18 protein-coding genes are annotated in these 23,854 nt (G+C 67.5%); 12 read left to right on the top strand and 6 right to left on the bottom strand.

What is annotated here, in order from left to right; translation table 11 throughout:
• Positions 1-6 precede the first annotated feature (6 nt).
• Positions 7-1,194: a lycopene cyclase family protein gene (locus BEMPMBAN_RS31060; protein ID WP_234897793.1), complete on the bottom strand. Its 1,188-nt coding sequence runs from the start codon at positions 1,192-1,194 to the stop codon at positions 7-9.
• Positions 1,195-1,426: 232 nt separating this feature from the next.
• Between BEMPMBAN_RS31060 and BEMPMBAN_RS31055 the strand changes: the two genes are divergently transcribed.
• From BEMPMBAN_RS31055 to BEMPMBAN_RS31040, 4 genes are all read left to right on the top strand, one after another.
• Entirely contained in the window at positions 1,427-1,693 is a 267-nt protein-coding gene (locus BEMPMBAN_RS31055) for a hypothetical protein (RefSeq protein ID WP_159235309.1), read from the top strand.
• Between the two features lie 112 nt (positions 1,694-1,805).
• Positions 1,806-2,039, top strand: coding sequence for a hypothetical protein (locus tag BEMPMBAN_RS31050; RefSeq protein ID WP_159235308.1), 234 nt, complete (start codon positions 1,806-1,808; stop codon positions 2,037-2,039).
• 122 nt (positions 2,040-2,161) lie between these two features.
• Complete coding sequence (locus BEMPMBAN_RS31045; protein ID WP_200846183.1) at positions 2,162-3,313, top strand: acyltransferase family protein; 1,152 nt, start codon at positions 2,162-2,164, stop codon at positions 3,311-3,313.
• A gap of 143 nt (positions 3,314-3,456) precedes the next feature.
• On the top strand, positions 3,457-4,044 hold the full coding sequence (locus BEMPMBAN_RS31040) for a DedA family protein (RefSeq protein WP_159235427.1): 588 nt from the start codon (positions 3,457-3,459) through the stop codon (positions 4,042-4,044).
• Between the two features lie 2 nt (positions 4,045-4,046).
• Here BEMPMBAN_RS31040 and BEMPMBAN_RS31035 read toward each other — a convergent pair whose 3' ends face one another.
• A complete protein-coding gene (locus tag BEMPMBAN_RS31035; protein WP_159235307.1) occupies positions 4,047-5,597 on the bottom strand; it encodes an FAD-dependent oxidoreductase in 1,551 nt (516 codons plus the stop codon).
• Positions 5,594-6,397 carry a carotenoid biosynthesis protein gene (locus BEMPMBAN_RS31030; RefSeq protein ID WP_234897792.1) on the bottom strand — a complete coding sequence of 268 codons (804 nt, stop codon included), beginning with the start codon at positions 6,395-6,397 and terminating at the stop codon, positions 5,594-5,596. Before BEMPMBAN_RS31030 ends, BEMPMBAN_RS31035 begins: the two co-directional genes overlap by 4 nt.
• Before the next feature lie 87 nt (positions 6,398-6,484).
• Between BEMPMBAN_RS31030 and BEMPMBAN_RS31025 the strand changes: the two genes are divergently transcribed.
• The gene (locus tag BEMPMBAN_RS31025; RefSeq protein WP_234897791.1) at positions 6,485-7,618 is read left to right on the top strand and encodes a glycosyltransferase family 2 protein; all 1,134 of its coding nucleotides are present in this window, start codon (positions 6,485-6,487) and stop codon (positions 7,616-7,618) included.
• On the top strand, positions 7,615-9,162 hold the full coding sequence (locus BEMPMBAN_RS31020; protein ID WP_159235306.1) for a phytoene desaturase family protein: 1,548 nt from the start codon (positions 7,615-7,617) through the stop codon (positions 9,160-9,162). The genes BEMPMBAN_RS31025 and BEMPMBAN_RS31020 overlap by 4 nt, the downstream gene beginning before the upstream one ends.
• On the opposite strand, the gene BEMPMBAN_RS33010 is transcribed toward BEMPMBAN_RS31020, so the two are convergent.
• On the bottom strand, positions 9,065-9,754 hold the full coding sequence (locus BEMPMBAN_RS33010; protein ID WP_159235305.1) for a CDP-alcohol phosphatidyltransferase family protein: 690 nt from the start codon (positions 9,752-9,754) through the stop codon (positions 9,065-9,067). The genes BEMPMBAN_RS31020 and BEMPMBAN_RS33010 overlap by 98 nt on opposite strands.
• Before the next feature lie 45 nt (positions 9,755-9,799).
• On the opposite strand from BEMPMBAN_RS33010, the gene BEMPMBAN_RS31010 reads away from it, so the two are divergent.
• From BEMPMBAN_RS31010 to BEMPMBAN_RS30985, 6 genes are all read left to right on the top strand, one after another.
• Positions 9,800-10,606, top strand: coding sequence for a YhjD/YihY/BrkB family envelope integrity protein (locus tag BEMPMBAN_RS31010; protein WP_159235304.1), 807 nt, complete (start codon positions 9,800-9,802; stop codon positions 10,604-10,606).
• Positions 10,607-10,616: 10 nt separating this feature from the next.
• The gene (locus BEMPMBAN_RS31005; protein WP_159235303.1) at positions 10,617-11,864 is read left to right on the top strand and encodes a cation:proton antiporter domain-containing protein; all 1,248 of its coding nucleotides are present in this window, start codon (positions 10,617-10,619) and stop codon (positions 11,862-11,864) included.
• 124 nt (positions 11,865-11,988) lie between these two features.
• Entirely contained in the window at positions 11,989-13,758 is a 1,770-nt protein-coding gene (locus BEMPMBAN_RS31000) for an NAD(P)/FAD-dependent oxidoreductase (RefSeq protein ID WP_159235302.1), read from the top strand.
• 49 nt (positions 13,759-13,807) lie between these two features.
• A complete protein-coding gene (locus BEMPMBAN_RS30995; RefSeq protein WP_200846182.1) occupies positions 13,808-19,354 on the top strand; it encodes a type I polyketide synthase in 5,547 nt (1,848 codons plus the stop codon).
• Complete coding sequence (locus BEMPMBAN_RS30990; protein ID WP_159235300.1) at positions 19,351-20,187, top strand: ABC transporter ATP-binding protein; 837 nt, start codon at positions 19,351-19,353, stop codon at positions 20,185-20,187. The genes BEMPMBAN_RS30995 and BEMPMBAN_RS30990 overlap by 4 nt, the downstream gene beginning before the upstream one ends.
• Positions 20,187-21,044 (top strand): ABC transporter permease, encoded by an 858-nt coding sequence (locus BEMPMBAN_RS30985; RefSeq protein ID WP_159235299.1) that lies wholly within the window; start codon positions 20,187-20,189, stop codon positions 21,042-21,044. Before BEMPMBAN_RS30990 ends, BEMPMBAN_RS30985 begins: the two co-directional genes overlap by 1 nt.
• 25 nt (positions 21,045-21,069) lie before the next feature.
• Here BEMPMBAN_RS30985 and BEMPMBAN_RS30980 read toward each other — a convergent pair whose 3' ends face one another.
• Both BEMPMBAN_RS30980 and BEMPMBAN_RS30975 read right to left on the bottom strand, forming a co-directional pair.
• A complete protein-coding gene (locus BEMPMBAN_RS30980; protein WP_159235298.1) occupies positions 21,070-22,677 on the bottom strand; it encodes an SLC13 family permease in 1,608 nt (535 codons plus the stop codon).
• 132 nt (positions 22,678-22,809) lie between these two features.
• Entirely contained in the window at positions 22,810-23,841 is a 1,032-nt protein-coding gene (locus BEMPMBAN_RS30975; protein WP_159235297.1) for a fused (3R)-hydroxyacyl-ACP dehydratase subunits HadA/HadB, read from the bottom strand.
• Positions 23,842-23,854: the final 13 nt, after the last annotated feature.

The raw sequence follows: 23,854 nt of genomic DNA, 5'->3' as shown, positions 1-23,854 counted from the left end.
CCGGCGTCAAGCGAGACTCGCCGGATCGTTGGCGTGAAGCGGCGGGCGTAGGGCCGAGGTGACGAGGTGGCGACGCAACCGGCCGTTCGACGTCTGGAAGAGGTGTGTGAGGGCCGCGACGTTGCCGCGGACGTCGTCGCGGGCGGTGAGGTAGGTCCAGCGATGAGGCTCGGGCAGGGCGAAGAACTGCTCGAAGAAGCCCGGGACGTCGGCCGGGCGCATCCGCAACAGCGCCTCCAGGCCGACCCGCCGGAAGTGGTGGACTACCCGCGCCTGAAACGGCCAGACGGTTTTGCGGGCCGCGGCCAAAGCGTCGCCCGGGCCGTCGGGCAGGTGCGCGGCGAGCGAGGCGGCGACCTGCGGAGCGAGACGCAGGGATGCAGCCAGGCTGAATCCGGTCGCGGGATGGATCAACGGTGCGGCGGCACCGAAGCCGAGCACGCCCGGCCCGCGGTGTCGCGGATGGTCGACCCGGAACGAGACCTTCTCCGACACTGCGTCTGTCGGGGGGTGCACGCCGTGACGGGCCAGCCGGGCATGAAGCCGCCGCCGCAACGTCGGCAGCGGCAACCCCGGCCGGCGCGCCAGCGAAGTCTCCTCGACCAGCACCCGGCCACCCCCGAGTGGCACCACGTAGAGGAACGTCGGCCAGCCGGTTTCCCCGTGATCGGCGCGCCAATCCATGAACAGTGCGTCACCGGGCCCGACCAGCGGCGCAGCGGCTTCTTCGTCGACGACCAGTCCGTACGCAGTCTGGGCAGCGGCCGCGCGGCGCGACGGGGTCGGGTCCAGCGGACGCGACCGGCCGCCGGCGTCGACCACGACTGAGGCCCGCAGCTGCGACCCATCGGCCAGGGCGACGACACCGGCCTGCGGTGACCCGACCGCGCGCCCGGCAAGGACCTGCACCCCGGCCAGCCGGTCGGCGAGGTGCGCCCGCAGCGCCGGCACGTCGAGGACGGCGTAGTCCCACCCCAACCGGTGCTCCGTCAGCGCTATCGCCCGACCTGCCGCGCGGGCTGCGACCACCGAAGCCGGCAGATCCTCGGGCAGCTCCGGGCTCCACATCCCGTAGGTCGCCGTCCACGGTCGATCCGGGGCCGGGTCGAGCAGTCCGGTCACCAGCCCGAGGCGCCCGCATGCCCCCGCCAACGCCATCCCCGCCGGCCCGGCCCCGACCACCAACACGTCCATTGGTCCCATCGTGCCCGCTGGCGGCGTGAAAGCTCACCTCACCGGCCGCGAACGGCCCATCCTCGACCAACGCCGCTGTGATGTCGCCGATGCGAGGCGACGGGACTGCAGTGCGGATCGGGTCCGCTCACCGCTCCAGCCGGCGACGGATCCGACGGGCTGATTCCTACGCAACAGTGTCGGCATCGAGGATGAGCCCGCGCACCGGGGTTTTCGGTGGACACTGGCGACAGTGACAGTGACGGGGCCGGCCCTGCCCCTTGATGGACTGCGGGCGAAGATCGAGACCATCGTCGGACACCTCGATGCCCGCGACGCGTTGCGCGATTCGCTCGGCCGCGGGGAGGCCGTGCTGGACTTCCTCATCGGAGCGCGTTCGCGTGCGCTCGAACCCGACGCCCGCGAGTGGCTGCTCGACTACCTGCGCGAGATCTCCCTGCCTGGCCGCCCCGGCATCCTGCCGCACCCCGTCGACGTCGTCGTCACCCGGGCGCCCTGAATCCATCTGTTGTCGAAATCCGTTGAGCGATGGAATCAATCGCCCGCCTCTCCTGTTTGCAGGAGCAGTTCCGCCCGTCGACGGAACTGTAGAGAGGGAAGAGGCGAGCGCGATGAAGAAGATCGGATTGGTAGGCACGGTCGCCGGCGCGATGATGGCAGCCGTGATCGGTGTTGCCGGCCCTGCGCAGGCTGATGGCAATGGGTCCGGTTTCACTGGACGCGACGGCGGCGCAGGCATTGACTGGGGGTACGGGTACGACCGTGATCACCGCAACAACCCCTGGCGGGACAAGATCTTTCCGTCGGTGAAGGTGCCGCAGGTGGACACGTCGGTGCGCAACTGAGCGACTGTCGTGACGCGAGGGCGTCCGCATCTGCGGGCGCCCTCACGCTTTTCTGCGGATCGGGCTGCGAACCCTCCTGAAGTACCGTCGTCGCTGCGAGGTGATGACGGACGGAGGCGCCGGTGTGGTGGCGGAACACTGCAGCCAGGCTCGACCGGCTCGCGGCCGCGACTCCAGAATCGCGTGACCGGGTGGTCGACGCCGCCCGTGCGCTGTGCATCGTGGTGGTCGTGCTGTGGCACTGGACACTGTCCGTGACCCACCGGACCGCTGACGGCACCCTGGTGATGGCCAACCCGATTCATGTGGTTCCCGGTGCCTGGGCGGCGACCTGGGTGCTGCAGGTCATGCCGCTGTTCTTCGTGGTCGGTGGTTACGCCAACCTGGCGGCCTTCGAGCGGGCCCGTGCCCTCGGGGTGTCGGCCGGGAAGTTCGTCGGCGACCGGCTGCGCCGGATCCTCTGGCCCACCGCTGTCTGGGCAGCCAGCTGGCTGATCGGCGAGACCGCTGCAGCGGCACTGCCGGGCGAGCACCGGTGGATGTGGCAGTGGTTCCCCGGCTATCTCATCCCTCTGTGGTTCGTCGGCGTCTACACGGTGTTGATCGTGCTGGTGCCGGTCACCGCTGCGCTGCACGCCCGCGCAGGAGCGGCGGCACTGGCCGCGCTGGTGGGGCTGATCGTCGCCGGCACTGTGCTGCAGCGCGGCGCGGGGACGGGCTGGGTGGGCTGGGTGACCGCGGCGCTGGTGTGGGTGTTCTGTCACCAGCTCGGTTACGTGTGGCGCGGAGAGCGACTCGGCCGTCGCCCGCTCATCGTCAGGTCGGCCGTCGCCGTGGCAGGACTGGCCGCGTTGGTCGGGTTGGTGACCGCGGGCTTTCCGCGGTCGATGGTGGCCACGGTGGGGGCCGCAGAATCGAACCTGTTCCCGACCAACGCCACCATCGCGGCGTTGGCGGTGTTCCAGCTGGGGCTGCTGATCCTCGTTGCGCCGGCGGCCGACAAACTCCTGCACCGACAGTCGTGGTGGAAGCCGGTGGTGGCTGTCAACGCCGTCGCGATGACAGTGTTCGTCTGGCACATGACCGCTTTCCTGGCGGTGCTGTGGGCCTACGAGCGGGTGGGCGCCACGTTGCCGGCCGAGCCGACCGCTGCGTGGTGGTCGCAGCGCTGGTTGTGGCTCGTCGGGCCGCTGGCGGTGCTGGCCGCGCTGGTCCCGGTGTTCGCCCGCGTTGAGGCCGCCGCCCGCCGGCAGAGCCGCGACGCCGAGACGTAACCGAAATCACGTTTGTGTCGGTGGCTGCTGCGGCAACCCGAACCCGATTGGGGTCATCACCGGTCCCCGTTGGGAAAGGCAGGTTCTTGGAGACGCACTCTGCCACCGATCTGGACGGCATCGCCGAATGGGCGGTTGTTCTCATGGAGCGCCTCGGGGGCCTGGGTGCGGGCCTGGCCATCTTCATCGAGACCTTGTTTCCGCCCATCCCCAGTGAAGTGGTCCTCCCGATGGCCGGGTTCGCTGCGCGGCTGGGTGAACTGTCGCTGATCGAGGCGGTCGGCTGCACCACCGTGGCGTCGGTGCTCGGGGCCTGGGTGCTCTACTGGCTGGGTGCGCGCCTCGGCCACGAACGCATGCGGAAACTCGCGATGAAAGTTCCCCTCGTGGATGTCGAGGACATCGACAAGACCACTGCGTGGTTCGCGCGCCACGGAACCAAGGCCGTGTTCTTCGGCAGGATGTTGCCGCTGTTCCGCAGCTTCATCTCGATCCCGGCGGGTTCCGAGCGCATGCCCCTGGGTGTATTCACGATGCTCACGGCATTGGGCAGCCTGATCTGGAACAGCGCGCTCATCGGGGCCGGTTACCTGCTGGGCGCCAACTGGCATCGTGTCGAGCCCTATACGGCCGTGCTGCAATACGTCATCGTGGTCGCCGTCGTCGTCTCCACGCTCTGGTTCGTCGTGTCACGACTGCGGCGCAACCGGCCGGCCTACGAAACGCGTTAGCCTCAGCCGGACTTCGCCTTGCCGAACCGCGGCACCCCTGCCAGCAGACCCCGTTGCGGCACACCGAGAATGGGCTCGGCTGTGACACCCAGTTCGGCCAGGACATCGTTGGCGGCGAGCACGCCCGACATCGCAGATCGTTCCATGAGCCCGCTGAGATAGGGCATTTCGACGAAGTCGCCGGCGACTCGGAGTCCGCGTGCGTCGGTGCGAATCCCGGGCCGTGTCCCAGCCGAACCCGGCGGGAACGCGGGCGCGGTCGCCTCGAGTTGGTCGTAGGTGTGCAGGACGGTTGCGTCGGCCGTCTCGGGCCACAGCGTGGCGAGTTCGTGGCGCAGCGCACGCGCGGCTTCCGTCGCATCGTCAAGGCGGCACGAGTACGAGTGCAGTTCGACGATCGACCCGCCCGTGACGCCGGCCCACCGGACACTCGGTTCCTCGAACCTGGAGTACACGGCGATCGAGTCGAGATTCGGCTGTCCGCTGACCGCGCTGAACGGGGCGCGCGCGGCAGCGACATCGCGGTCGAACCAGATTCTGCTGACCGCGAATGGCGGTGCCACCCGCAGGTTTTCGCATTGACGAACCAACTGTGGCGCCACGCCTGACAGAGCGGAGGCGGCAACCACGGTTCGCAGTGCGCCCGGGTCGAGAGCCACCACGAGGTGGCGTGTGGTCAGTGCTTCTCCGCCGGCGTGGACCCGCCAGCTCTGGCCGTCCGGTTCGACGGAGCTGACCCGAACCCCGGTGCGCACGTCGGCACCGTGCCGTTCCAGGTGGCGCCGCAACGGGTTCCAGACCGCGGTGGCGTAGTCGGTGGCGGGGACGTCGAATCCGATGCCCTCGGGGTTGCCGAGAAAGTAGTAGTGGAACATCGCCACCAACTCGGCAGCGGACAGCTCCGCCTGATTGCAGAAGAACGATCGTGCGAACGCCTCGAACAACATGCTGCGGCTGCGTTCTGTCATCCCGAACTGATCGAGGAAGGTGGCGGCGTCCATGTCGTCGAACTCGGCGTAGGTGGCGGCGCGGTCGTAGGCGAGCAGGGCGCGGCCGGTGTCGGCGTTGGCCGCGGCGAGTTCTCGCCGCGTCAGGCTCTTGGAGCGCAGTGCGAGTGCCAGCAGGTTGAGCGGGGGTGCGGCAGGCAGCCCGGACAGGTCTTCAGCAGGCCAACTCGCCGAGATCACCGGGTAGCTCTTCACCGGCGTGAGAAACGCCAACTCCGGGTCGGCGCGCCGAAGGATGGCACGCCAGGTGTAGTAGTGCCGGAAGAACGCGTGAAACCCGTGCTCGACCATCTGTTCGTCGCCGCCGGGGAGGCGCTCGGGCCAGGCGCCCAGTCGACCGCCGAGGTAGCGGGCGCCCTCAAGAAGCGTCACCGCAACGCCACGTTCGGCCAGCACGACCGCCGCGGACACCCCCGCGATCCCGCCACCGACGACGACGGCCTCGCTGCCGGGCGGCGCGTGGTGGGCCAGCAACGGATCCGGGGTCACCAGACGCCGCGGTCGCATCCGCAGCGGTGCTGCTCGACTGGTCATCGCATCGGTCACGTCGTGTCCTCGATCATCGGCTCGCGGCGGCGGGCGAACCGCGCCAGGGAGATGGCGAACGGCACGGCGACTGCCCCCATCAGCACACCCCCGGTCACCGCGGATCCGGGCAGTCCGAAGAACGCCGCATGCCCGAGCACCGACGAGAAATAGACCCACAGATACAGCGCCGCCGCGGGCCACGACGGTTCGGCCTGTCGCGGAAGCACCCAGTGGAGAAGCGACATCACCACCGTGGAGACCAACAGCCATCCGGCGTAGTTGGACAGCGGGATACCCGGTACCAGGGGGAGTCCATCCTGCGGATCAGACCAGGTCCAATGGCCGGCGCCGACCATCTGCGGGTCCAGGAACACGTCCCACGCGGTCAGCGCGAACGCGCCCACCAGCACCACGGCCAGTCCATGCCGGGCCAGAGTTCGCCCCACGACCAGCGCCGGCCACGCCATCATCACCCAGGCCATCGGCACGACGACGGGCACACCGACCAGTTCTGGACCCAGGGTGCCGGTGTAGCTGTACTGCCCGAAAGGCCACCCGGTCGCGACGCCGATCGACTCGGCGAGCAGCCCTCCCACCCCGGCTGCCGCGATCAGGGACAGCACGCCCCTGGCGCCGTGCACCCGGCCGATGTCGGCGAGTGAGGCCAGGCAGAACACCACGACGCTGGTCACGGTGACCGGGGTGCGCCACGCCTCGGGCATCAGCGGGTACAGGATCTGCACCGCGATGGCCGCCGCGACCAGCCCCCACACCGCATGACGGGAACGCGTCGGCGCGATCGGCACCGCAACCGCCACGGGCAGACCTCCACAGTCACGACGTCGAAGCCGGCGCGGACATGCCCGCCAGCGTTGCGGCATCGCGAAACTGCGTAGAGTTTGCAGGTGCCCGATGCGCGCTCGAACAAAATCGTACGCGTCGTCGTTGCCACCGGATCCGCGTTCTCGTGCCTGGGAGCGGCCCACGCGGTGCTCAATCTGCGCATGTTGCGGCGTCCGCCGGCCGTGCCGTCGCAGGTCAATCGCGCGGTGTCTGTGCTGGTACCGGCACGCGACGAAGCGCACCGCATCGGCCCCACCGTCCGGTCCCTGCTGGGCCAGCGCGGCCTCGCCGACGTCGAGATCTTAATTCTCGATGACGGTTCCAGCGACGGCACCGCGGACGTGGTGCGCGACGTCGCCGCCGGCGACCCCAGGTTGACCGTGCTGACCGGCACCGCACCGCCACCGGGGTGGTTGGGCAAGCCGCACGCCTGCGCACAGCTCACGGCCGCGGCGCGGGGCGAGATCCTGGTGTTCACCGATTCCGACGTGGTGTTGGCGCCGGACGCGGTCGCCGCTGCCGCGTCGCTTCTGCGGGGTCCCGAAGCGCTGGCACTGGTCAGTGCCTGGCCACGGCAGATTGCCTCGGGGGCGCTGGGCCGCCTGGTGCAGCCGCTACTGGCCTGGTCCTGGCTCACGACGCTGCCGCTGGCGATCGCCGAACGGTCCGGGCGGCCGTCGATGGCGGTGGCCAACGGGCAGTTCATGTTGGTCGACCGTGCTGCGCTGGAGCGTGCCGGCGGCTGGCAGGCGGTCTCAGGCGAGGTGCTCGACGACATCAGCTTGGCCCGGGCGGTCCGGGCGGCAGGTGGGCGCACCGGGGTCGCCGACGGTTCGGCGCTGGCGACGTGTCGCATGTACGACACCGGAGCCGAGCTGAGCGAGGGATACCGCAAGTCGCTGTGGGCGGCGTTCGGCTCGCCGGCCGGCGCCGTCGCCGTCGGTGCTGCGCTGTCGGTGATCTATGTGCTGCCTGCCGTCGCGGCGGTCACGGGCTCGCCGACCGGAGCCCTCGGGTACGCGGCCGGCGTAGCCGGACGGGTGTCGGCGAGGCGGTGGTGCAGCCCGACTGAAGGAACCGCCATCCTGGATGCCGCCGCGCATCCGTTGTCGATCGTGACGTTGTTGGTGCTGCTCGCATCGTCGTGGATCGGTCGCGTGCGCGGCACGTTGCGCTGGAAGGGGCGGGCACTGTGAGCGGGGTTCTGGTGATCGGGGCGGGGCTGGGCGGACTCGCCGCGGCGGCCCGCCTGGCTGCGCTCGGTCACCAGGTGACGGTGCTGGAGGCAGCGCCGGCGGTGGGGGGCAAGCTCGGCATCGTCGAGCGCGACGGCTTCGCGTTCGACACCGGACCGTCGCTGTTGACCATGCCCGACGTGCTGACCGACCTGTTCACCGACACGGGGGGCCCGGCTGACCTGGCGCTGTCACGAGTCGACCCGGCCTGCGCCTACCGCTTCGCCGACGGCACCGAGATGACGCTGCCGCACGATCCGGCGGGAGTGCCGGCGGCGATCGACGAGGCCCTGGGGCGCGGGGCGGGCGAGTCGTGGCGACGTCTGCACGAAGAGTCCCGCCGGCTGTGGGACCTCGTCGGTGACCCCGTTCTACGGCAACCGGTTTCGCTGGGGGCGTTGGCTCGGATGAGCACCCGTCCGGCAGACCTCAAGGCGGTGGCGCCGTGGCGGACCATCGACGGTCTCGGACGCCGGGCACTGCCGGACCCTCGGCTGCGGATGTGGCTCAACCGCTACGCGACGTATTCGGGATCCGACCCGCGCCGCACGCCGGCAGTGCTCGCGGTGTCGTCGTTCGTCGAGCAGGAGTTCGGCGCGTGGTACGTACCCGGCGGGCTGCGGTGCATCGTCGACGCCCTCGCGACCCGGTGTCGTGAACTCGGCGTCGAGATCCGAACGGACACCAGGGTCGACGCCGTGCTGGTATCGGGCGGCCGGGCGAGCGGGGTGCGCGCCGGCGGGCGGGAGCTCTCGGCCGACGTGGTCGTCAGCAACGCCGACGCCGGCGCGCTCTACGGGCAGCTGCTGCCGTCCGGAAGCGCCCGGTCGGTGCGACGGCTGCGCCGCCGGCCCCGTTCGATGGCCGGGTTCGCCATCCTCCTCGGTCTGTCGGGGCGGGTACCGGGCCCAGCCCATCGGGTGTACTTCCCGGGCGACTACGACGCGGAGTTCGACTCGATCTTCGGCGAGCAGCCGCGCCCGGTCTTCGACCCGACCGTGTACGTGCACGCACCTGACGACCCGGCGCTGCGCCCGGACGAGGACTCGGAAGGATGGTTCGTGCTGGTCAATGCACCGGCACACGACCCCGGCCACGGTGTCGACTGGGACGCCCCCGGGCTGCGCGAGCGCTACGCCGATCATGTGCTGGGAGTGCTGGCCAACCGCGGGGCCGACGTCCGATCACGCATCCGGTTCACCGAGCTGATCACACCGGCTGACCTGGAACGCCGCGCCGGCGCTCCGGGCGGGGCCATCTACGGCACCGCCTCACACGGGCCCAGGGCGGCGCTGCGCCGCCCCGCCAATCGCAGCCCGCTGCCCGGTCTGTTCCTGGTCGGGGGTTCGGCGCATCCCGGCGGTGGCATCCCGCTGGTCCTGATGTCGGCCGAGATCGTCGCTGATCTCATCGGTCCCGGCGAAACGTCGGCGGCATCGACCGACGGACGCCGCGGAGCAACTGCGCCATTCCGACTACTCCGACGACGATCCACGCGCTCGTGAAGACAGCTGCCCAGTTCCACCCCGTCGGGGGCACGCCGGCCGGGAACACCGCGGTCCCACCGGCTGCCAGCGCGACGACGATCAGCCGTGTCGGACGCTCGGCGACGGTGACGGCACCGACGCCGGGCATGCCCACCGCCTGTGCCCGCGCACGGAGGTACTCCAGCAGCAGCACCAGCGTGACCGCCGCCAGCACTGCTGCCGGCGGGGCGCCCAGGGCGTACAGAATCGCCCCCAGCAGCAGATCTCCGATGCGGTCGGCGACCGAGTCCACCACCGCCCCGAGTGGACGGGCTCGTCCGGTGCGCAACGCGACCGCACCGTCCAGCCCGTCGAGCACGCCCGCGGCGAGCACCAGCGGCACCACCAGCAGGGGCCAGCCGGGACCGGCGACCGCGGCCCAGGCCGTCACCAGGGTGAGTACACCGGCTGCGGACAGGACATCCGGGGGGATGCGGGTGACCGGACCGGCTGCGAGCGCGCGCACCATCCGCAACCAGCCCCGGACCACCGGCGACGGCCGAACGCCACCGTGCAGCTCTGACCAGGCCGAGTCGTCTGCGCCGCGCTGCTCGGAGTTGTCCGACGTCATGACCTCAGCCTGCCAGCGCAACCACCCGCGTGTAGGGGAGATCCGGTGAGCAGGTTCCGTGAGTTCGCGTCGGGGGTGCGAAAGACGTTCCCCGGCAGTGACCTTGCGTTGTGGGCTGCCGGTGCGACGTACTTCGGCGTCATCGGTCTGGTGCCGCTGGCGCTGGCGTCGCTGTGGGCGGTGGGCGCGCTGGCCGGACACGACACCGTCACCGCCGCGATGGACTCCGCGATCGAAGGTCTGCCCGACGGGCACGGCACCCCCACCGCACTGCGAACCCTGACATCGGTGGCGTTGTCGATGTCGTGGGTGCAGGCCTTGGTCGTGCTGTTCCCCGCGAGCCTCCACGGCGAAGGGCTGCGGCGCGCGTTCGTCCAAATGTCCTCAGAGCGTGACACACTCACCGGATGGCGGGGGCGGGCAGGCCTGCTCGTCGTCGCCGCGGTGGCGCCGTTTCTGGTCCTGGCGGTGCTGATGTCGGCGCCGTACATCGGTCCACTTTTCGTGCGCGGCGGATGGTCGCTGGTGTGGGGCGTGGTGGTCGCGTTCCACATCGTCTGGCTCACCGTCTCGACGGCTCTGCTCGGGGTGTTCGGAGTCATCGGACCGGGTCGAATCGGGTGGCGGGCGCTGGTGCCCGGTGCTTTCAGCACGGGCGCCGTCGTGGCGGGTTTTCTGCAGGGGTTCGTGCTGTTCCTGGCGATCCCGATCCCGTGGTCGGCACCGTTCGGGGGGCTACCGATCATCGGCGCCGTCACCGCCTTGGCGCTGTGGCTGTTCGTCCTGCATATCCTGGTGCTGTGCGGCTTCCGGGCCACGGTGGTCTTCGACCAATTGCTTCGCGAGAAGTGAGGTCCCACCGATGCCTGCCGACACCGCGATCCACTTCTTTCTGCAACTGACCGTCATCCTCGCGGCGTGCCGGCTCGCCGGCCTGGTCGCGCNGCGCCTCGGGCAACCGCAGGTAGTCGGGGAGATGATCGCCGGCGTCGTTCTCGGCCCGTCGTTGCTCGGCAGGTTCGCCCCCGGAATCCAGGACGCGTTGTTCCCGTCGGGTACGGCGAACACCGTGCTCTACACCACGGCACAGATCGGCCTGGTGCTCTACATGTTCATCATCGGGCTGAACTTCGACGCCAACCACGTCAGGCAGCGCGCCGGCACCGCGGTGGCGGTCTCCGCTGCGGGAACGGTCGTTCCGTTGATCCTCGGAGCGCTGGTCGCCATACCGCTGCTCGGCGGTGGCGGTTTCTTCGGCGCCGACGTCACCCTCGGCATGGCGATGATGTTCCTCGGCGCGGCGATCGCCATCACTGCGTTTCCGATGCTCGCCCGGATCATCTTTGAAAAGGGGCTTTCCGGAACGACTTTGGGGACGCTCGCATTGGCCTGCGGTGCCACCTCTGACGCCATTTCCTGGTGCATCCTGGCCGTTGTGCTGGCCGTCCACGGGGGCAGTCCCGTCCTCGCCGTCATCGCGATCGTCGGCGGAGTTCTCTACAGCGTGGTGCTCCTGACGGTCGGGCGGAAGTCCCTACGCGTGCTCGGCCGAATCTCGGAGGAACGACAGACGATCACCACGCCGGTGTTGAGCACGGTCCTGATCCTGCTCATGGCATGCGCCTGGTTCACCGACACCATCGGCATCTACGCGATATTCGGCGCGTTCATCCTGGGTGTGGCGATGCCGTCCGGATTCTTCGCCGACCGGCTCACCGGCATTCTGGAGCCACTCACCACCACGTTCCTGCTGCCGTTGTTCTTCGTCTACTCGGGGCTCAACACACAGATCGGTCTGGTGAACACGCCGTCGCTGTGGGCGGTGACGTTCGGCGTGCTCGCCGTCGCCATCGCGGGAAAAGGAATTGCGTGCGCAGTGGCCGCCCGTCTCAGCAAGGTGCCGCTACGCGAGTCCGTCGCGCTGGGCTCATTGATGAATGCCCGCGGATTGATCGAACTCATATTGCTGAATATCGGACTGGAAGCGGGCATCATCACCCCGACGCTGTTCACCATTCTGGTTTTCGTGGCCATTGTGACCACGCTTATGGCATCACCGGTTTTCGAATTCGCATACCGGCGAATCCGGGCATCGAATAACTGGTTGTGAGCCCGCATCCATCGCCATCCCCGACCCGGAGATTGCTGCCTTTCGTCGCTGGCAGGGGCCTTACCGCGTGTAACGTTGCGCACGCTGGGACACTCCTTCAGCCCATCTCGAGAAGGGGAAACGCGTGGACAGACGAGCGCAGCTTTCGCACTTGGATGCAGAAACGCGACAAGCGTTGGCGCGGAGAATCCGGAGCCAACTGCTGGAACCCGACGCTCCCGCGACCGAACACGATGTCGCCATCGTGGGTGGCGGCGTCGCGGCGCTCACCCTCGCATTGGAGATACTCGGTCAGCGACCCGGAACCCGTGTTCAGATCATCGAACCTATCGCCTATCCGGTGCCCGAAGTCACCCATACGGTCGGGGAGTCCACCGTCGAAGTGTCCGCGCATTACCTGCGGGATCGTCTCGGTCTGGCCGACCACCTGAGCACGTCACACATTCGTAAGATGGGTCTGCGGATGTTTTTCTCACACAACGGAAACACCGATATTTCCCAGCGAATGGAACTCGGCGGTTCCACGTTCGTCCCGCTGGTCACTTATCAGATCGATCGGGGCCGGCTGGAAAACGAATTACATCGCCGGTGCATTTCGAAGGGCGTCGACATCGGGTGCGGTCGAGTGCGGTCGGTGCAATTCGGCGCCGGAAATGAACCGCACCGGATTGCTTTCCAAAGCGGCGAGACATTCAGCGAGACAACGGCACGGTGGGTGGTCGACGCATCGGGACGGAATCGGGTGCTGCCCCGTCAACTCGACCTCAAGCACAGCAACGAGCACCACTGCAATGCCGTGTGGTTGCGTGTCGCGACGGAAATCGACGTCAATCGGTGGAGTGAGGACCCGGCGTTCCACAATCGCCTCGTCGAGGGTGACCGAGCAATGTCGACGAATCATCTGATGGGTGAGGGCTACTGGGTCTGGCTGATCCGACTGGCCTCCGGCGCCACCAGCGTCGGCATCGTGGCCGACCCGGCGTTCCATGCGTTCGACGACTTCAACACGCTGCCCAAAGCCATGGCATGGCTTCGTGAGCACGAACCGCAGTGCGCGGCGGTCCTGGCAGCGAACGACGAGCTGATCCGCGACTTCCGCGTCATGAAGAAATACAGCCACGGCGTGACGAAGATCTTCGACGCCCCTGACCGCTGGTGCCTGACCGGTGACGCAGGCGTGTTCCTCGACCCGCTGTATTCGTCGGGGCTGGATCTGGTTGCGATCGGCAACGGCTTGATCACCGACATGATCACCCGAGAACTCGACGGGCAGGACGTGGTCGCACGGGCTGGAATCAGCGATTCCCTCTTCCGGTCGCTGACCGACATGTGGCTGGCGATCTATCAGGATCAGTACCCGCTGATGGGCACGCCGAACGTCATGTCGGCCAAGGTCGTCTGGGATATCGCCTTCTACTGGGGGTTCGTCGGCCTGCTCTACATGAACGATCGGTTCGTGCGGGTCGCCGACGACCCCGACTTCGTGCCGCAGCTGGAAGGGCTGATCGCCCTGAGCAATCGGGTCCAACGGTTCTTCCGAGAATGGGCCGACGTGGAGCGCAGCACCTCCTCGGTCCCCTTCCTGGATCTGTACGCCCCGCTGAACTTCATGGTGTCGCTGCACGAAGCGATGGTTGAACCGGCACCGAACTTCGCCGAGCGATTCGATACCAACGCCCGGCTACTGCACCAGCTCGCAGGCCAGCTCGTCGAGACCGTCCTGGCGGAGAAGTCGTCGATGTTCGGAGACGACGACGTGATGCGGCAGGTGCAGGCCTGGCAGCGGGATTCGCTGCTGCGTGAGCTGCGAGCGATCTACCGCCGCGAACAGCCGACCAACCCTGTCAGCGACGGCTGGATCGTCACGGCCGCACCGGCGTTGCAGTCGAGTTGACCGCCGCTTTGAGACGAGTTCTGCGCGGCCGCGAGGCCAGAGGATGAACATGCCTGCTGAAGACCACACCCACGAGCCGTTGGCGATCGTCGGCATCGGCTGCCGCTTCCCCGGCGGCGGGGACTCCGCGGCGGGCTTCTGGGAGTTGCTGCGCAGCGAAACCGATGCCACCCGCGTCGTCCCGGAGACACGCTGGAACGCCGCGCGGTACCACGATCCCAATCCGGCGAAGATCGGCAAGATGGTCACCCGCCGAGGTGGATTCCTCAGCGAGATAGATCAATTCGATCCACAGTTCTTCGGGATGTCCCCGCGGGAGGCGCACTCACTCGACCCGCAGCAGCGTCTCCTGTTGCAGGCCACCTGGGAGGCGCTGGAGGACGCGGGGATCCCCGCCGATACCGTGGCCGGCACCGATGTCGGGGTTTTCGTCGGAGGCTTCACGCTGGACTACCAGCTGCTGCAGAACCAAGGCCGCACCAGTCGTTACCGGTTCAAGTCCCATTCCGCCACCGGGATGATGATGACGATGCTCGCGAACCGGCTTTCCTACGCGTTCGACCTGCGCGGACCCAGCATGTCGATCGACACGGCGTGTTCCAGCTCGCTCGTCGCGGTACACCTTGCAGCACAGAGTATCTGGAACGGCGAAAGCCATTTAGCTTTGGCCGGCGGGGTGAACATCATGGCCGGCCCCAACACTGCGATCGCCGAATCGAAGAGCGGGTTCCTGAGCCCCGAGGGACGCTCGAAAGCCTTCGACGACTCCGCGGACGGCTACGCGCGAGGCGAAGGCGGCGCGATAGTCATCATCAAACCGCTGCAGCGCGCGCTCGACGACGGTGACGAGATCTACGCCCAGATCCTGGGCACCGCGGTATCGCAGGACGGCCACACCGACGGCATCACCGTGCCCAGCGAGGAAGCCCAAGAAGCCGCGATCAGAACCGCTCTGCGGCGAGCGGGCGTCGGGCCCGCCGAGGTCGGGTACGTCGAAGCGCACGGCACCGGAACGCCTGTCGGTGACCCCATCGAGATGAGGGCACTGGCGAATGCGCTGACATCGGACCGGCCGGGATCCAGCCCGCTTCTGATCGGATCTGTCAAGACCAACATCGGTCATCTCGAGGCCGGCGCCGGCGTGGCGGGACTGATCAAGGCGGCGTTGGTCCTCAAACACGGCTACATCCCGGCGAATCTGCACCTGCGCAGCCCCACCCGTCACGTCTCGCTCGCGGAACTGAAGATCGACGTTCCCGGTTCAGGTCGGCCGTTCCCCGACTGCGAGCGACGTGTTGCGGGAGTCAACTCGTTCGGATTCGGAGGCACCAACGCCCATGTGGTGCTCGCCGAACCGCCGGCCTCGGTCATCCCCGGCGCTCCAGACGGTTCCGCTGCGCCGCCGCTGGCTGTCGTGCCGATCTCGGCACGCAGCGAGGAGGCGCTGGTCGCGACCGCCGGCCGGTTGGCCGAGCACCTGGACACCCACCCCGCCGTCACGCTGTCGGATCTCGGCTACACGCTCGGCCAGCGACGCACGCACCTGAGCCATCGCAACATCCTGATCGCCGACAGCATCAGCGAAGTGCAGGAACAACTTCGAGCTCTCGCCGAGGGCGGACAGGTCTCCACCGGCCGAGCGGACTCCAGTACGTCCCCGCTCGCATTCGTCTGTACCGGGATGGGACCTCAAGGGTGGCGGATGTGCCGCGGGTTGCTCGACGTGTTCCCCGCCTTCACCGACAGCATCCTGCGAAGTGACAAGGAGCTGTCCCGCTACACCGACTGGTCTCTGATCGACGAACTCCGGCGCGACGAGACCGCCTCTCGGATGGCGGAAACGGAGATCGCCCAACCCGCCAACTTCGCGATACAGATCGCGCTCGCCGAGCAGCTCGCGCATTTCGGGATCACCCCGGACGCCGTGATCGGTCACAGTGCCGGCGAGGTGGCGGCGCACCATCTCGCCGGGCTGCTGACGTTCGAGCAGGCGGTCCACGTGGTCTACCACCGAAGCCGGCTTCAGCAACGAACCAGTGGGCTGGGCCGCATGCTCGCGGTCGGTGTCGACGCCGATTCGCTGATGCACGTGATCGACACCGAGGCGCTGGGCGAATTCGGGCGGCGGGTTTCGGTGGCCGCCGTCAACAGCCCGTCAGCAGTAACCGTCGCCGGTGACCGCGATGTCCTCGACGATATCGCCCGGCAGCTGGACAGTGCCGGGATCTTCAACCGGTATCTGTCGGGGAAGGTGCCTTACCACACCCATTACATGGAGGCGGTGAAGAAGGATCTGGTGAGCGCGTTCGAGGGACTGTCGTCGAAGGCGGCCGCGATTCCGTTGTATTCGACCGTCACGGGCGAACAGCTGGACGAATACGACGACGGCGCCGCCTACTGGTGGCAGAACACCCGCGCCACCGTCCTCTTCGAGCCGGCGATCCGCCGGATGCTGGATGACGGACACACCCACTTCGTCGAGCTCGGACCCCACCCGGTGCTCGCTGCGTCGATCTTCGAGACCGCGGGCAAACAGCGGGTCTCGGTGACGCCGACCCAGCGCCGCGACGAGGATGACAGCCGCACCTTGTTGAGCTGTGTCGGCGCGCTGCACTGCCACGGCCACGACGTCGCCTGGGACGCCGTGTACCCCCGGGGCACGGGGCGCCTCCTGAAACTGCCCAGCTATCCCTGGCAGACCAAGCGCTTCTGGAACGAGACCGACGAAGCGACGGAGGCGCTGTTCTACGACGCGGTGCATCCGCTTCTGGGGCAGTCGGTGAACGGCGTCCACCCCACGTGGGAGGCCGAGATCAGCACTGTCCTCAACACTTTTCTGGCCGATCACCGGGTGCAGGGCAGCGTTGTCGTGCCCGGTTCGGTGTACATCGAAATGGCCCTGGCGGCAGCCCGGGAAACCTACGGGTCGAACCACAGCGTGGACAACCTGGTGCTGCACCGTGCCGTCATCCTCGACGACACCTGTGATCCCATCCTGCGGACCACCCTCAACCAGGACGACGGCACACTGGAGTTCGCCGCGTTCAGCGCCACCGCCGACGGTGACCTCAAGTGGACGATCACGGCGACTGCGGAACTCAACACCCTTCCGGCCCCACCCAGCCGTGACCACCCGGCTGAACAAGCCGAGCAGGTCACCTCGCTCGGCAGGGAGGACTTCTACGCCCTCACCCGGACCATCGGTTTCGACTACGGGGAGGCCTTCCAAACGGTCCGGAACGTGACGGCCGGCGAGGACTGGGCCGTCGCCGATCTCGTCGTGCCGGCACCGATCGCCGAAGAGCTCCACGAGTACCGCTTCCACCCCGCCCTGATCGACGGGGCTTTTCAAACACTCTTCGGCGCACCGTTTTCCGGGCAGGAGGATAACGACGACCCATATCTGCCGACGCGGATCCGGCACTGTGCCGTCTACGGTTCGCCCCAGGACCACATGACGGTTTCGGTTCATGTCGTGTCGGCGACCAAGGAGATGGTCGAGAGCGACATCACGATCACCGACCGTGACGGGAACCTGCTCGCCGTGTTCGACGGCTTCGCGGTGCGGTCGCTGCGCGAATCCTCCCGTATGTCGCCGGACCGAATCGACAAGGGGCTCTACGAAGTCCAGTGGGTCGACATGCCCGACAGCGACGACGCAGCCGCACCAACCGAGCAGGAGAGCGCACCCTCCTGGCTCGTCTTGGTCGACGGGTCCGGTGTCGGCACGGCGGTCGCGGCGGAGCTGCGGGCACGAGGCCACCGCGTCCACACGGTGGGACACCACCCCGTCGAGACGCTCACCGTCGTCGACGGCGCTCGCCTGAACAACCCTCGAGAGCCCGATCAGCTCGACCGGCTGCTCGACGCGCACCTGGGCACCGTCGGTGACCTGTCAGCCGTCGTCGACTGCCGGCCACTCGACATGGCCGCGCCGTCGCACGACGCGCAACACCAGCTCGGTGTCTTCGGCGTCGTCCGCCTCGTCAAGGCCCTCGCAGAGCGCAGCACCGGCACCTCCCGCCTTCATCTGGTGACCGCCAATGCCCAGCCGGCGCCCGGAACGCACCTGCTCGATCCGGATCAGGCTGCCATCTGGGGCCTCGGTCGAGTGATCGGCCACCAGGAGTTCGCCGAACACTGGGGTGGACTGATCGACATCGACACCCGCAACGACCCCACTCACACCGCCACCCGGATCTGTGAACACCTCCTCGGTGACGGAGCCGAAGACCAGATCGCGATCCGCGGCGATACCACGTTTGTTCCGCGCCTCCGGCCGTGCAGCAGCCTGACCCGGCCGTTCCCCACCAAGCTCACCCCGGACGCGACCTATGTCGTCACCGGTGGCACAGGCGCACTCGGCCGCGTCGTCACCAGCTACCTGGCCGACCACGGAGCACGCCACATCACATTGCTGAGCCGCAGCACCATCCCGTCGAGGGACCGATGGCCGACGCTCACCGAGGACGACCCCCACTTCGCGACCGTCGCCGCCATCCGCGCCGTCGAACGCCGCGGTGTGCACATCAGCACCGCCAGCGTCGATGTCGCCGACGTCGACCAGTTGAGTGCGTGGCTGAGCGAGCACACCCGGGACGGCGGCCGACCCGTCCGGGGAATCATCCACACTGCGGGCTCGGTCGCCGACCAGCTTTTGGTCAACATGAGCGAAGACGACTTCACCAAGGTGATGGCTCCCAAGGTTGCCGGAACCCGGGCGCTGCACCATACATTCAGAGATCACCGCCTGGACTTCTTTGTCATGTTCGGTTCTGTCGGGTCGACCATCGCAGCACCCGGCCAAGGAAACTACGCCGCTGCCAACGCTTTTCTCGACGCCTTCGCGCACTTGCGGCAGTCGCAGGGCCTGCCTGCACTCACCATCGGGTGGGGTCCGTGGTCGGTGGGGATGGTCGAGGACCTGAAGCTGGAGAAGATCTACGCACAGCGAGGTATCGAGCTGATCACTCCCGCCGTGGGGGCGAAGATCCTCGACCGGCTGATCAACCAGAAGGTGCCGAACGCCGTCGCCATCACCGCCGACTGGAGTCGGGCCCGTCACGCCGGAATGGGCGGGCGGCTACCGATGATGTTCTCCGAACTCGGGACGACTGAAACACCTTCTGACGGCGTCGATTCCGACTCGTCGCTACTGGACCTTCTGGCGGCTACACCAATAGCCGACCGGCCGGCCGTGGTCGCAGATCATGTCAGACGAGTGGTTGCCGCTGTCTTCGACTGTGCCGTCACCGACATCGAGCCCGGCGACATGCTCGACGACATCGGCCTCGATTCCATGATGGCGATGGATTTCCGGGTGCGGATCAACTCGCTGTTCTCGATAGACCTCCCGGTGCTCGAGATCCTCAGGGGCGTCAGCGTCAACTCACTGTCGGATCGGATACTCGCCGAACTGCATTCGGTTCACGGTGACGCCCCTGCGGCCGATGACGAGGCCACCCCCGCGCAACCCGACGACGGTCAAGACGTGGAACGGCTGCTCGACAAACTGTCGGATGCCGAGCTGCGAGAGCTGCTGGCCGAGCTCGAGGCAGAGACCGCCGAACAGGAGACGGGGGGCACGCACCCGTGACACCTGCGGTACAGGCGCGAGGACTCTCGAAGACTTACGGGTCCTCGCCAGCGGTGCGGGATCTGGATCTCGACGTGAGCTACGGCGAGATCTTCGCGATTCTCGGCCCGAACGGGGCAGGTAAGACGACGACCATCGAGATCCTCGAAGGCAACCGGAAACGCGACTCCGGACAGGTGCTGGTGCTGGGTGAGGATCCCGGAACCGCGGGCCGAAGCTGGCGTGCCCGAATCGGAATCGTCCTGCAGGAGGTCAGCGACGCCGGAATGCTCACGGTTCACGAAACCCTGCAGATGTTCACCAGCTGTTACGGCACCGCCCGGGTTACCGGGGAAGTGCTCGAGCTCGTCGGGCTCGCCTCCGTTGCGGATTCCAGGGTGCGGACGCTCTCCGGCGGCCAGCGCCGCCGGCTCGATGTCGCTCTCGGCATCATCGGCATGCCCGAGCTGCTGTTCCTGGACGAACCGACGACCGGGTTCGACCCCGAGGCCAGACGCCAATTCTGGGACTTGATCAGGCTTCTGGCCGCTGACGGGACGACCATCCTGCTGACCACCCACTACCTGGAGGAAGCCGCTGCGCTGGCAGACCGGGTGGCGGTCATCGCAAACGGCCGGGTGGTGGCTGTGGACTCACCGGCACGGCTGACCGCGCACGTGGACTCAGCCGCCACGGTTCAGTGGATGGAGGGTGACGAGATCCGGGTGGAGCAAACCGAATTCCCCACCGAACTAATCAGACAGCGAAGCGCGGACGGCACTGAACTGGCTCACCTGACCGTCACGCGGCCAACGCTGGAAGACGCATACCTGCATCTGATCGGACTGGCGTGATGTCGGTCGCACACACCGCCAAAGACTCAGAGCCGCGCCACCGGGCCGACGATTCCAGCACCGCGGTCCCGTCTGCTGTGCACATCGGGTTCTCGCGGGTCCTCCCCGAACTGAAGATGTTCTACCGCCGGCCCGAACAGGTCGCGCTGACGTTCTCCATGCCAGCGGTGATCACCCTGCTGCTGGGTTCGATCTTCAGCGCAGAACTGCCCGGCAGCGAGGTCAGCACCGGCACCGTGATCGCGGCGAGCATGCTCGCCTACGGGATCTTGTCGACATCGTTCATCAACCTGGGTATCAGCATCGCGGTCGACCGCGACACCGGTGCTCTGCGACGACTGCGCGGAACGCCGACCCCCGCATCGGCGTACTTTCTCGGCAAGATCATGTTGGTCGGCATCGTCAGCCTCGCCGAGGCCGTGATTCTGCTGCTGGTCGGGGTGTTCGTCTTCGGGCTGCGGATGCCCGCGGATGCCTACGAATGGTTCACGCTGACGTGGGTCTTCATCCTGGGCATCGTCAGCTGTTCCCTGCTGGGCATCTTCATCAGCAACGTCGCCGGCAACGCGGTATCGGCCGCCGTCATCACCAACGGTCCCGCGGTGGGTCTGCAGTTCCTGTCGGGGACCTATGTGCCGCTGATAGTCCTGCCGACGTGGATGCTGATCGTCGGTTCGGTGTTCCCGGTCAAGTGGATCGCGCAGGGTTTCCGGTCGGTGCTGCTGCCGCCGGAGATGGTGGCCTTCGAACCAGCCGGCAGCTGGGAACACGGGCGGATCTTCCTGGTGCTGACGGCATGGAGCGTCGTGGGCCTCATCGGCTGCCTCGTGGTGTTCCGTTGGTCGGACAGAGACTGACATCGGTATCGTGCCGCCGGCCTGCTCAGGTCGCGATGTTGAACACCCACACCGCCAGCGTCGTGGTGGCGACGCTGATCAGCAGGATCGCGATCAGGTTCAGCCAGATGCCGCCCTTGACCATGCTGCCGATGTTGACGTAGCCGGTGCCGAAGACGATCGCGTTGGGCGGGGTGGCGACCGGCAGCATGAACGCCGACGTGGCCGCGAGCGCGACAGGAATCGTCAGCAGCAGCGGATCTGCACCGATTCCCACCGCAACCCCGCCGATCACCGGCAGGAATGTCGCTGCGGTCGCGGTGTTGCTGGTCAGCTCGGTCAAAAAGATCACCGCCGCCGTGATGATCCCCACCAGAAGCAGGATCGACAGCCCTTGCAGGCTCTGCGCCTGGATGCCGATCCACTCGGTCAGCCCCGAAGAGCTGAACTGTGAGGACAGTGCCAAACCGCCGCCGAACAGCAGGAGAACACCCCAGGGCAGCTGCACCGCAGTAGCCCAGTCCAACAGCCGCACACCGAGGTTCGCCCCGGCCGGCAGAATGAACAGCAGCACTCCGGCGGCGATCGCGATGCCCGCGTCGGAAATGGGGGGATCCTCCCAGATCAGCGGAAACGATATCCAGCTGATCGCCGCCAACGCGAAGATCACCGCGACGCGCCGCTCGCCGCTTGACGGGCGTCCGAGCTTGGCCAACTCTGTGGTGAAAAGCTCCTTGCCCCCGGGGAGTTCATCGATCTCGGGTTTGAAGATGAGCTTGGCCAGCAAGACCCAGGTAATCACCAACAGGATCGAGGCGAGCGGGAGCCCGAGCAGCATCCACTGGCCGAAGCTGATGTCGATGTTCTGCTCGTCTTCCAGGTAACCCACCAGAAGTGTGTTCGGCGGTGTGCCGATGATCGTCGCGAGTGAGCCGACCGAGGCTGCGTACGCGATGCCCAACATCAGCGCCGTGCCGAAGTTGGACTGCTTCACCTGCTCCTTGACCTCGTCCTCGTCGACACCTTCTTCTCCGACTGTTTCCTCGCCGCGCGGCACCGAGACTGTGCCGGCCAGCATCAGGACCGAGACGCCGATCGGCACCATCATGACGGCGGTCGCGGTGTTGGAGACCCACATGCTCAAGAACGCGGTGGCGAGCATGAAACCGGCGATCACCCGGGTCGCGCTGGTGCCCATGGCCCGAACGGTCAGTAGCGCGATGCGCCGGTGCAGATTCCACCGCTGCATGGCCAGGGCGATCAGGAACCCTCCCATGAACAGGAAAATGATGTCACTGCCGTAGTAGGCGCCCACGTCGGAGACACCAACGTCGTCGACCAGGATCGGGAAGACCACCAGCGGCAGCAACGCGGTCGCCGGGATCGGGATCGCTTCGGTCATCCACCACGCGCCCATGAGCACCGCGATGGCGGCGGTGACCTTGGCCGGGTGCGCCAGATCGCCGGGCAACACCAGGTAGACCAGCACGGCCAGCAGCAGGCCGCCACCGAAACCGATCCAGCGCCGACGGAACGTCGACGCGCTCTCGGCGGCCGCGCGTTCGCCCGCCGATCGCTCGTCGACCTCGTCGTCGCCGTGCGCGTCCCGGTGATGGCGTTCGAGATCTTCTTGAGCACCGTGGTCAGTGGACATCGAGCAACCCCCAGAGCGTCGCGGCCCGACGGTCATCGAAAGGCCTGACTGTCGTGATGTACATCACGACAATTCTCTACCCGCTGCGCGGAGCGCTGAAGCGTGCGCCGTCGATCACGACGACACGACGCACTACGAGAAGCGGATGTTCGCCGTCGCCAGGCCGAAGATCTTGCGGCTCCCGGACTTCGCGGCGACGATGACGACGCCGGAACGTGTTGCCGAGTCCAGCGACTTGATCCGTCCGCTGAACTCGATGTCGGTGCCCTCGGTGGCTGACACGATCGCCGGTGCCGACAGCCGCACCGCGTAGCGGGTGACCGCGCCGGGATCTCCCGACCACGCGGAGACGAATCCGGCGCCCAGACCCATCGTCAGCATTCCGTGTGCGATGACATCGGGCAGTCCGGCCAACTTGGCGATGTCCTCGTCCCAGTGGATCGGGTTGGCGTCGCCGGCCACGCCGGCGTAGTTCACCAGATCGCCGCGGGACAGTCGGGTGTGGTGCACCGGCAGCTCGTCGCCGACCTTCACGTCATCGAACGACGGCGTTCCCGGCGCGCGGGTGGTGCCCCCCTCGGCGATCCGGACCTCGCCCTCGGGCCGCACCGTCTTGTGGTAGTCGGTCTCGAGGGTGCCGATCCCGGAGAAGTCCACGTCGTGCATCATCGCGTTCTGCACAGCGGTCTTGATCTGGGGATCGAGGTCCTCGGCGGTGACGCCGACGACGGTGGTGTGCAGAGTGTGCACCCGCTCGCCGGCGGTGTCGGTGAAGGTGTTGGTCACCGTGATCATGTCTCTGCCGGCGATCCTGCGTACCGACGTCAGCTCGACGTCGACGTGCAGGTCGTCTCCGGCGACGATCGGGCGGTGTTGCTCGAAGACCTCTTCGGTCTGCAGGTAGGTGTCGTAACCGACGACGACCGATTCGAACATGCGGCGATTGCACGACATGCCGGGTGCCGAGGTGAACGTCAACGGCGCCACCAGGCCTGAATAGCCCAGGTCCGCGGCTGCGGCGACGTCCCAGTGCGCGGGGTGGTAGTCCTGCACCGCGCGGGCGTACTCGCGTACCTTTTCGCGTCCGACGAGGTACGTGTCGTCCATCTGGTAGTAGTGGCCGACCCGCGCTTCGAGCGCTGGTGCGTCTGCTGCTGCGGTCATGACTGTGCTCAAC

It is taken from the genome of Mycolicibacterium austroafricanum (genome assembly GCF_902705885.1).
GTDB classification, from domain to species: domain Bacteria; phylum Actinomycetota; class Actinomycetes; order Mycobacteriales; family Mycobacteriaceae; genus Mycobacterium; species Mycobacterium vanbaalenii_A.
The sequence above is the reverse complement of the archived record's forward strand: the minus strand, read 5'-3'. Positions and strand labels throughout refer to the sequence as shown.